Annotated in this window: 9 protein-coding genes; 2 read left to right on the top strand and 7 right to left on the bottom strand. The window is 71.6% G+C overall.

The annotated features are described in order from the left end of the window. From aroF to VFH10_RS16645, 7 genes are all read right to left on the bottom strand, one after another. The coding region (aroF, locus tag VFH10_RS16675; protein ID WP_325130563.1) for a 3-deoxy-7-phosphoheptulonate synthase at window positions 1-825 on the bottom strand (825 nt) is incomplete at its 3' end. Window positions 826-1,077: 252 nt separating this feature from the next. Beyond that, window positions 1,078-2,055, bottom strand: a complete 978-nt coding sequence (locus VFH10_RS16670) for a GNAT family N-acetyltransferase (protein ID WP_325130561.1) — start codon at window positions 2,053-2,055, stop codon at window positions 1,078-1,080. 50 nt (window positions 2,056-2,105) lie between these two features. Next, window positions 2,106-3,014 (bottom strand): DMT family transporter, encoded by a 909-nt coding sequence (locus tag VFH10_RS16665; RefSeq protein ID WP_325130560.1) that lies wholly within the window; start codon window positions 3,012-3,014, stop codon window positions 2,106-2,108. Further along, on the bottom strand, window positions 3,011-3,910 hold the full coding sequence (locus VFH10_RS16660; protein ID WP_325130559.1) for a deoxyribonuclease IV: 900 nt from the start codon (window positions 3,908-3,910) through the stop codon (window positions 3,011-3,013). The genes VFH10_RS16665 and VFH10_RS16660 overlap by 4 nt, the downstream gene beginning before the upstream one ends. A 112-nt stretch (window positions 3,911-4,022) precedes the next feature. Next, on the bottom strand, window positions 4,023-6,035 hold the full coding sequence (pknB, locus tag VFH10_RS16655; RefSeq protein ID WP_325130558.1) for a Stk1 family PASTA domain-containing Ser/Thr kinase: 2,013 nt from the start codon (window positions 6,033-6,035) through the stop codon (window positions 4,023-4,025). Window positions 6,036-6,210: 175 nt separating this feature from the next. Next, window positions 6,211-7,203, bottom strand: coding sequence for a transglycosylase SLT domain-containing protein (locus VFH10_RS16650; RefSeq protein WP_325130556.1), 993 nt, complete (start codon window positions 7,201-7,203; stop codon window positions 6,211-6,213). Window positions 7,204-7,292: 89 nt separating this feature from the next. Further along, window positions 7,293-9,074: a sulfatase gene (locus VFH10_RS16645; RefSeq protein WP_325130554.1), complete on the bottom strand. Its 1,782-nt coding sequence runs from the start codon at window positions 9,072-9,074 to the stop codon at window positions 7,293-7,295. Between the two features lie 167 nt (window positions 9,075-9,241). Here VFH10_RS16645 and VFH10_RS16640 point away from each other — a divergent pair, with 167 nt between their 5' ends. Next, entirely contained in the window at window positions 9,242-9,646 is a 405-nt protein-coding gene (locus tag VFH10_RS16640; protein ID WP_325130552.1) for an Rv2175c family DNA-binding protein, read from the top strand. Window positions 9,647-9,753: 107 nt separating this feature from the next. Beyond that, the coding region (locus VFH10_RS16635; protein ID WP_325130550.1) for a barstar family protein at window positions 9,754-10,034 on the top strand (281 nt) is incomplete at its 3' end.

The following is a 10,034-nucleotide window of genomic DNA, read 5'->3' as shown; positions in this document are numbered from 1 at the left end:
GCCGGCGGCGTGTGACGGGTCGACGATGACCGGCAGATGGCTGGTCGCCTGGACGACGGGTACCGCGGAGATGTCCAGGGTGTTGCGGGTGGCGGGCTCGAACGTGCGGATGCCGCGCTCGCACAGCACCACGTCGAGGTTGCCGCGCTGCGCGATGTACTCCGCCGCCATCAGCCACTCCTCGATGGTGGCGGTCATGCCGCGCTTGAGCAGGACCGGCTTCCCGGCCTCGCCGACCGCCTGCAGCAGGCCGAAGTTGGCCATGTTGCGGGTGCCGACCTGGAGCATGTCGGCGTGCTGGGCCACGACAGGCACGTCGCGCGCGTCGACCACTTCGGTGACGACCGGCAGCCCGGTGAGGTCGCGGACGTCGGAGAGAATCTCCAGACCCTTCTCGCCGAGACCCTGGAAGGCGTACGGCGAGGTGCGCGGCTTGTACGCGCCGCCGCGCATGATCGTCGCGCCGGCCGCCTTGGCCATCTCGACGGCCTCGAGGGTCTGCTGCGGGGACTCCACCGCGCAGGGGCCGGCGATGAACGTGAACGTGTCCGGCCCGATCGGCACGCCGCGCACCCACACCGTGCTGCGGTCGGCGTGGTGCTGCCGGCTGACCAGCTTGTAGGGGTCGGAGATCCGGTGCACGTCCGCGACGCCCGGGAGGCTGCGCAGGTTGAGGCCGTGGAAAGAGTCGATGTCGCCGACCAGGCCGATGATGGTGCGGACGACGCCCTTGCTGACGAACGCCTCACCGCCGACGCCCTCGACCTTCTCGACGACGTGCGTGACGTCGGCATCCGTGGCGTCCGGTGTCATGACGACGACCATGGCTGAACCCTCTCGTGTGTGCTGCTCCCAGCCACGTCGTCGGGGCCGTGTCCGTTACATGCGAAACGCCCCTGAGTGGCCAGGGGCGTTTTGGTTGGTCAGGCGTGCAGCATCAGACTGCCGGACCGGGAGCCCCGGGCGGGTAGCCGAAGAAATACGTGTTGCTCTGCACGCAGGAAATGTAGCCGAGCCCGCCCGGATCGTGGGAATCCCGCCCACCATCCGGACGCCGCCCCACCCATGTAAAGCGGGTCAGTAGCCGATCGAGCGGTGCAGCCGGTGGAACGTGGGGACGAAGCCCAGGGCGGTCCAGGCGCGCGAGGACAGCAGGTTGGTGACCCGCCAGTCGGTAGCGACCACGTCGAAGCCGGCCTCGGCCGCCCACGCGAGCACGGTCTCGCCCAGAGCGCGACCGGCTCCGAGGCCGCGAGCAGAGGGGAGTACGGCGGCGAACCCGAGGAACCCCGCGCTGTCGGGCCGCATCAGCCCGTTGTTGCTTCCTGACTTGGTCAGCGCGCAGCCGACCGCCGACCCGATCACCCGCCCGCCGTGCTCGGCCACGAAGGTGGTGAAGTCCGGGTCGTCGAAGTCGGCCTCCCACTCCGCGACCGACTCCTCGACCGAGCCGAGCTCGCCCGCGGAGAAGCACGGTGCCAGCCCCTGGTGCTGCGGGAGCGACACCTCGAGCTCGGCCAGGGCCGGGATGTCGCCCCGCTCCGCGCGCCGTACCGCCAGCTCGTCCGGAAGCCGCGGGTACACCGGGAGTGGCGGACGGACCGCATGCGCCTGCTGCTGCCCGAACCCGAGCCGGAACCACGCGTCGACGAGCGGGGCGTCGGAGGCCGGAACCAGCACGTAGTGCGCGGTGCGGCCCTCGTCGACCCACCGGGTGGCCGCACCGGCGTACAGGTCGCGCACCACCTCCGCCTCGATCCCGTCACCCAGCGCCTGACCGGCCGACTCCACCCAGAGGTTCGGACCCCAGACGGCGCTCGGCTTCGGGGCGCCGAGGAGGTAGCCGGCAACCCGGCCGTCCCGGGTGGCGACCGCCCCGGATGCGTCGGCGAGAGCCCACGCCTCCGCGACCTGCTTCTCCGCGAAGGCCGGGTCCTCGAAGGACCCGGACAGCTCAGGGCGGTCCGCCCGGTGCCGGCGGTGCCGCGCGGCGAGCAGCCTCCCGGCCTCGGGCACGTGCTCGTCGGCGAACGGGTGGATCTCGAGGCGGGTCATGCCGTCATCGTCGGGCATCGACCCGGTTTCGACGTACCGGTTTTCGGGGGTCACACGGAGATGTGCGTGACCTCGGCCTCGATCTTGCGACGCGGGACCAGCTCCACGACCAGCATCGCGGTGAGCACCATCGCGCCGCCGAGCAGCATTCGCGCGGTGAGCGACTCGCCGCCGAGCATCACGGCGAAGAACGCGGCGAACACCGGCTCCATGCTCATGATGATCGCGGTCCGCGTCGGCGGCAGGTGCGCCTGAGCCCAGGTCTGCGCAGCCATTGCCAGCGCGCCGGCTACCAGCGCCATGTAGACCACCGACACCCAGTCCGCGGTGGTCGCGGGCAGCACGAGCCCGTCCGGCGCGGTCACCACGAAGCACACCACGGCGATCACGGCGAGCTGGACGATCGTCATGCCCATCGCCTCACGGGCGGTCGACCAGGCACCGAGCCCGACGATGTGCAGCGCGTACAAGAGCGCGGAGACGAATGTCAGCGCCTCGCCGTAGCCGACGCTGAACCCGCTCAGCGTGAGTACGCCGAGCCCGGCCATCGCCAGCACGACCGCGCCCCACGTCACCGCGCCGATCCGCTGCCGGAGCAGGACGGCGGCGAACAGCGGTGTCGCCACGACGTACAGCCCGGTCACGAAGCCGGACACGCTGGCGGCGGTGTGTTCGAGCCCGGCGGTCTGCAGGATCTGCGCGACGCCGTACAGCAGTCCCAGCACCACCGCGCGGCGTCGGCTTGCGGGCGAGAGCCGGCCGACCGCCTTGGGGAACAGCAGGTACACAGCCGCCCCGGCGATCGCGAACCGGACCGCCAGATAGTCGAGCACCGGCACCCGGTCGAGCAGGTCCTTGGTGAGGAAGAACGTCGAGCCCCACGCAGCCGTCACGCCGAGGAGTGCCAGCGCCGCGAGCAGGGAGGTGCGACGCTCGGTGCCGGTGGTCAGCTGGGTCATGGGCGGAGTTTCTTGAGCAGGTCGATCTGGCCGTCGCCGGCGGTGCGCGTGCCCGGAGTCTCGAGGATCACCGGTACGCCGCTCATGGCCTCGTGCGCGAGCAGCTCCTCGAACGCCGGCAACCCGATGTGCCCCTCGCCGATCCGCTGGTGCCGGTCCTTGAACGCGCCTCGGACGTCCATCGAGTCGTTGGCGTGCACGAGCCGGAGCCGACCTGGTCCGCCGATCTCGACGATCCGGTCGACGGTCGCGGTGGTGCCGCCGGGCTCGTCGAGCGGGGCGCCGGCGGCGAACACGTGGCAGGTGTCCAGGCAGATGCCGGCGCGGGGGTGGCCGTCGAGCGCGGCGAGGTACGGCTCGAGGTCCTCGACGCCGGCGCACAGCGACCGGCCCTGCCCGGCGGTCGGCTCGAGCAGCAGCCACGGTCCGTCGTCGCCGAGCGCGTCGAGCACCGGCAGCAGCCCGTCGCGGACCTGCCGCATCGCCGCGTCGTACGCAGTCGTGCCCTCGCCCTGGTCGACGCAGGACCCGGTGTGCACGACGACCCCCTCGCTGCCGATCTGAGCCGCGCGCACGAGGTTGTGCGCCACCGAGGCGACCGAGCTCTCGTAGGTCGCGCGGGTGGGGGAGCCGAGGTTGACCAGGTACGGCGCGTGGATGAACGTCCGCATCCCACGCTCCGCGCACGTCGCCCGGAACTCCGCGTCCACGGCCGGGTCGCCCTTCGACAGCGCCCAGCCGCGCGGGTTGCCGACGAACACCTGGATCGTCTCGCAGCCCAGCGCGTCCGCGCTCGCGAGCGCACCCTTCACCAGCCCGGGGCCCACCTTGACGTGGGTGCCGACCGGGTTGCGCAGGCCGGCGTACGGCCCGGAGACCGCGGGACTGGACGACATGCCGCCCAGCGTAAGGAGGCCCCGCGCGACCACCGATATCGGTAGTCCGGGAGTGAGCCCTGGGTCACGCGAGCACTACCGACATCGGTATGGACGCCGTGGAAAAGGGCAGTCAGACGAGGTTGAGGATGACGGTGCTGCCCTTGGGCGCCTTGGTGCCGAAGCCGGGCTCGGCGGACTGCACGAATCCGAGGCCGAGGTAGCCGGGGCCGGGCTGGGACTGCACCACGAAGCCGAGGTCCTGCAGCGTCGCGGTCGCCTCGGCGACGCCCTGGGCGGTGAGGTCGGGGATCTCGACGAGCACCGGGCCCTTCGACACGGTCAGCGAAACCACGTCGCCGCGGAACAGGGTGCCGCTCGACGGGGCCTGGCTGATCACCTTGCCCTCGGCGACGGTGTCGGAGTTCTCCTCGGTGCGGCGTACGTCGAGGCCGAGCTTGTCGAACCTCTTCTCCGCCCGCGCCGCGCTCCTGCCGGTGAAGTCGGGGACCTCGATCGGCTTCGGGCCCCGGCTCACGACCAGGTCGACCGCCGCGTCGGGGCGCAGCTCCTGGCCGGGTGCCGGGTCGGAGGCGAGCACGAAGCCCCGGCGGACCCGTTCGTTGTAGCGGCGGGTGACGTCGCCGCGGGTCAGGCTGGTGTCCTCGAGCGCGCGCGTGGCCTCGGGCAGGGACATCCCCTTGATCGCGGGCACCTCGTAGCGCTCGGCGCCTCGGGACAGCGTCACCAGCACCGTGCCGTCGTCGAGGATCCGCTCGCCGCCGGCCGGGTCGGTGGTGATCACCGAGCCGGCCTCGACGGTCTCGGAGTACTGCGCCTCGCCCTCGCGGTAGCCGAGCCCCGCGGCCCGGATCTCCTGCCGGGCCTCCGCGGCGGTCAGGTTCACCACGCCGGGCGTCGTCGTGTAGCGGCCGGCACCGAACCACCAGCCGCCGACGCCCGCGGCCACGGCCAGCAGCAGCACGACCATGAGCAGGATCGGGCCGCGTTTGGAGCGGCGCGGCCGCTTCGGGGCGGCGGCCGGTCGAGCCGGAGCGGCGGGCGGCTGTGCGGGACGGGTGGCCGGCACCTTGCCGATCACGCTGGTGCCCTCGGCCCGGTCGAGGTGGACCATCGAGGCGACGCCGCCGACCTCGGCGGCGCGGACCACCTGTCCGGGCGTGAGCACCGTGGGCAGGTCGTCCTCGGTGACGTAGTCGATATCGGGGTCGTGCCGCACCGGCACCGCCGGCGCGAGGTCGGCGGTCAGCTCCGGGTCGTCGCGGACGCCGTGGTCGAGCGCGCCGTGCACCCGGCGCACCTGATGCAGCAGCACCCGCGCGTCGGCGGGCCGCAGCTCGCGGTCCCGGGCCGTCGCCCGGGCGACCAGGGCGTCGACGTACGGCGGGATGCCGGGGACCTCCGCAGACGGCGGCGGGACGTCCTCGTGGACGTGCTTGTAGGCGACCTGGATCGGCGAGTCGCCCTCGTGGGGCTTGCGGCCGGTGAGCAGCTCGTAGATCAGCACCCCGGCGGCGTACACGTCGCTGCGGGCGTCGGACCTGCCGTCGACGACCAGCTCGGGGGCGAGGTAGGAGACGGTGCCGATCAGTACGCCGCCGGTCGCGGTGTGCTGGGTCTCGGCGCTTACGGCGCGAGCCAGGCCGAAGTCGGCGACCTTGACCCGGCCGTCGTCGGCGAGCAGGACGTTCTCGGGCTTGACGTCGCGGTGGATCAGCCCGGCCTCGTGGGCGGCGCCGAGCGCGGCGAGCACCGGCTCGATCAGCGTGAGCGCCTTGGCCGGAGCCATCGGGGCTTCCTTGCGGATCACGTCGCGCAGGGTGTGGCCGGGGATGTACTCCATCGCCAGGAACAGGGTGCCGTCGTCGTCGCCCTGGTCGAACACGCCGACCACGTTGGGGTGCGACAGCCGGGCCGCGCTGCGCGCCTCGCGCACGAACCGGGAGGCGAAGTCGTGGTCGTCGCCGAGCCCGGAGTGCATCACCTTGACCGCGCAGACCCGGTCCAGGCGGAGGTCGACGGCCTCGTAGACGGTCGCCATGCCACCCCGGGCGATGCGAGGACCGACGCGGTAGCGGCCGTCGAGCACGCGCCCGATCAGCGGGTCCGCCGCGGTCCTGTCCACGTGAACGACCTCCAAGGAACGGCCGGCAGAGGGGAAGCGCAGGCCACGGACGACGATTTTAGGTGCTCTGCGGGGGTACGGCCCACCTCGGGAGCCGGTCGGCGTGGCGAGGCTCACGCCCCGATTGCGGTCGTGACCTGCGAGGACACCCCCGCCGGGGCCGGTCGAAACCGGGTCAGGACGGGTCCCAGCCGCGCCCGAGCGCCTTCTTGATCGCCAGCACGTTGGCGACGTACCGCTTCGTGGACTTGTACATGCCGTACCGCCGTACGCCGGCCAGCCCCTGGTAGTAGCCGGCGATGGTGTGCTTCAGGCGCGACTGCTCGCGGAGCACCTTGATCAGCACCACCCCGGCGCTGACGTTGTCGTGCAGGTTGCGCAGGTTGAGCTTCCGGCCGAGGTACGCCGACATCCAGCGGCCGGTCCCGGGCATCACCTGCATCGCGCCCAGCGCGCCGGCCGTGGAGACCTGCTTGTGCTGCCAGCCCGACTCCTGCCAGGCGATGGCGAGAGCCAGGTGCGGGTCCACCCCGACGCGGCGCGCCTTCTTCGCGATCACGTGCCGGACCTCGGCGCGGCTGGCGCCGCCGTGCACCCAGCCGTGGTCGGGGTGCCGGTGGGCATGGCGCTGCTTGTGCGGCTTGTGCTTCTTGGGCTTGTGCGCCTTGGGCTTCTTCGGCTTCTTGGGCTTCTTGGGCTTCTCCGCCCTGTCGGGCTTCCCGTGATGGTTCGCGCCGCCCTTGTTGTCGGCCAGGTAGCCGGTGCGGTGGTGCCGGTGCCGGTCGCACTTCCGCGCGGCCTTCACCACCACCGGGATCCGGATCACCTGGCCGACGTACAGCGTCGAGGTGTGGTTCATCGCGATCAGCTGCGCGGTCCAGGCGTGGTAGCGCACCGCCACCGAGCTGGCGGTGTCGCCGGGGCGGACCCGGTACTTCTTGATCTTGCGGTGCGGGTGCTTGGCGCGGTGGCTGACCAGGCGGAGCCGCTCGGTGGGCCGGCCGCCGACCCCCGCCGGGCGTACGCCGGACGTGGTGACCGGGTCGCGCTCCTGACCCGGCACCGGCCCGGACGACGCGAGCACGGCCGGCAGGCCGAGCAGCAGCAGACCCGCCGTGGTCGTCCCGGTGGTGAGCCGGGTGACCCAGGTGCGCACGGGTGAGGTCACGGAGCGCCTCCCTCGTGCCCGGCAGCCGTGGTGACCGCGTGAACGGTGTTACTGCGATCTACGACAGTGACTCATGGTGCGCGTGGGCGTCAAGATGTGGTGCGGGCGCCGGTCACCGGGTCGAAGCCCACCCGCCGGACCGGGTTCTTGGTCCAGAGCTCGCGCGGCAGCGGGGCGGAGCACGAGGGGCCGGAGCAGGTCCGGAGCCGGTCGAGCTCGGCCGCCAGCGTGCGCTGCACCGACCGGTAGCGCGGCCGGTCCAGCACGCTCTCGAACTGGTACGGGTCGCGCCGCATGTCGTAGAGCTCCTTCTCGCCGCTGGCGTGTTCGACGTACAGGTAGCGCCCGGTCCGCACCCCCTGGGAGAACCGCAGCGAGGACGGGCCGTTCTCGCGCTCGAGCAGGCTGACCCGTTCCAGGGTGTCCTCGCTGAGCTGCCGGGGGCCGCTCTCGGTGAAGATCGGCCGCCGCCAACCGCGGTCGCCGTTGCGGGCCACGTCGAGCATGCTCACGCCGTCGAGGTCGCCGGGGATGGCGACCCCCGCCGCGTCGAGGATCGTCGGGACGAAGTCGATCATCAGGAACGGGTCGCGGCGCGCCTCGCCGGCGGGGATCCCGGGGCCGCGCATCACCAGCGGCACCCGCAGCGACGGGTCGTAGGGCAGGATCTTGCCCTGCCGCCGGCGGTGCTCGCCGAGGAAGAACCCGTTGTCGGACGTGAACATCACGTAGGTGTTGTCGAGCTCGCCGGTGCGCTCGAGGGTCTCGAAGATGTTGGCGACCTCGTCGTCGACCACGGAGAGGGACTCCACGCGCTGGCGGTAGTCCTCGAGGATCGCCTCCCACTCGTCCTCGACCAGCGGCGGCTGGCTCTGCAGGAAGACCGGCTTGTCCGCGACGTCGGCCTCGCCGAGGAACGTCGGGACCTGCGTGATCCGCTGGTCGAAGCGGCCCTTCACGTACTTCGGCCGGGCCGGGTTCTGCCAGGTCTGCTTCCACCCGTCGGAGCGGCGGAACGGCTTCGGGTCGTCCTTCTCCCGCGGCGACCCGACGTGCGGCGCGGCGAACGCGGCCTCGATGAAGAACGGCTTCGTGCCGCGCGCCTCGCGGCGGATCACGTCCTGGGTGATGTCGCTGAACAGCTGGGTCTGGTAGCGCCCCTGGTGCGGCTCGACCTTGCCGTTGTTGCTCAGCGTGGTGTCGAAGAACCGGTAGGTGCCGCCCTGCAGGTGCTTGATCCCGGTCTCGCGGGCGTTGTCGACGGCCGCGCGCCAGTCGGTCCAGCCGGGTGGGACGTAGCGCAGCGACGACGGGGACCCGTCCGGGAGCGGCATCCGGCCGTACCCGTTGAGGTACTTGCCCATGAACACCGTGTCGTAGCCGCCGCCCCCGTGCAGCCACACCGGGAGCGTCCGGCTGTCGTCGAAGACCTTGAAGCCGTACGGCGCCTTGTGCGACCACACCTGGTGGTTGTGCGAGTACATCCCGCTGAAGAACGACGCCCGGGCCGGGCAGCACAGCGGGTGCGCGGAGAACGTGTTGGTGAACCGGACGCCCTGGTCGCGGATCAGCCGCTTCACGTTAGGCAGGAACTGCAGGTCGTCGTCCCGCATGTCATCCATCATCAACACGATCACGTTGGGCCGGTCCTGCCTGCCGGTGACTGCCTCGATGTTCACCGACTCGCCGCGGCTGGAGAGCAGGCGGCTCTCGTACGGCGTCCGCCCGAAGGCTCGCTGGCCGGGAGGGCTGGGCGTTTCACGGGCGCTCGGCCCGTCCGTCGTACCGTCATCGCCCGACGCCGGGAGTCCCAGGAGCGCGGTCAGCAGCACCATCGCGGCAGCGACGAGCACGGCCGTTCTGCGGGGCATCGACGGGGCTCCTGGGTCGGGTGCGGTTGTCGCGCGCACGGCGCGGCCACCTGCGAAGTCGAGCCTCCGTGCGCCGCCACTCTACGGAAACGGACCCGACGTCTCATATCGGGAGGGCGTGAGGATGCTCTCGTTGGAGCCCGCGAGCGTCGTGCCAGAGTGGACCCGTGGAGACCACGAACGACCCCCAGGCCAACACCGGAGCCCGCCCCGATGCAGGCACGGAGCTCGCGTCCCTCGTCGGGGACTGGCTCGACTGGAGCGAGGCGTCCGACGCGCTGCACGTCAGCGTCAGCAAGGTGCGCCAGCTGATCCGTGAGCACCAGCTGGCCGCCGCCGTACCCGTCCCTGGGGAGGGGCAGAAGATCCCGGCCGAGCTCATCATGGACGGGCTCGTCGTCAAGGGGCTGCCGGGGCTGCTGACGGTGCTGCACGACGCCGGGTACGACGACCGTGCCGCCATCACGTGGCTGTTCACGGCCGACGACTCGCTGCCTGGTCGTCCCGTCGATGCGCTCCGGGAGAACCGCGGCTCCGAGGTGAAGCGGCGCGCCCAGGCGATGGCCTTCTGACCCGTCGGTGACTAGAGGTGGTCGACCCCGCCGGGACCTGTCGTACGACGCGCTCCGCGACTACCCTGCGAAGGAACCATTCCGCGACCCTTCGGAGGTTCCAGCAGATGAGCGGTCTCGCAGCACTCCTGGCAGGACACAACGCACCCGATCTCTACCAGTGGCACAGTGCTGCGCACGTGCCGGACGTCGAGCACGCTGTCGAGCACGCGGGCTGGAAGTTCGTCTATCTGGACGGCTGGACGATCGAGGACAAGCAGTCGTTCCTGAAGGCATGTGCGGCCGCGTTCGACATCGACGACCAGCTCGGCGAGAACTTCGACGCCCTCTCCGACTGCCTGGCCGACATCTCGGCCGGGGACCGCAACGGCGTGGTCCTGCTGTGGGA

It is taken from the genome of Nocardioides sp. (assembly GCF_035697785.1).
Lineage (GTDB): Bacteria > Actinomycetota > Actinomycetes > Propionibacteriales > Nocardioidaceae > Nocardioides_B.
The sequence above is the reverse complement of the archived record's forward strand: the minus strand, read 5'-3'. Positions and strand labels throughout refer to the sequence as shown.

Bases quoted from the DNA above. Each gene is read 5' to 3' on its own strand.
- VFH10_RS16660 (WP_325130559.1), bottom strand. From the start codon at position 3,910: ATGTCGTCCAGTCCCGCGGTCTCCGGGCCGTACGCCGGCCTGCGCAAC.
- VFH10_RS16670 (WP_325130561.1), bottom strand. From the start codon at position 2,055: ATGACCCGCCTCGAGATCCACCCGTTCGCCGACGAGCACGTGCCCGAG.
- VFH10_RS16645 (WP_325130554.1), bottom strand. From the start codon at position 9,074: ATGCCCCGCAGAACGGCCGTGCTCGTCGCTGCCGCGATGGTGCTGCTG.
- VFH10_RS16665 (WP_325130560.1), bottom strand. From the start codon at position 3,014: ATGACCCAGCTGACCACCGGCACCGAGCGTCGCACCTCCCTGCTCGCG.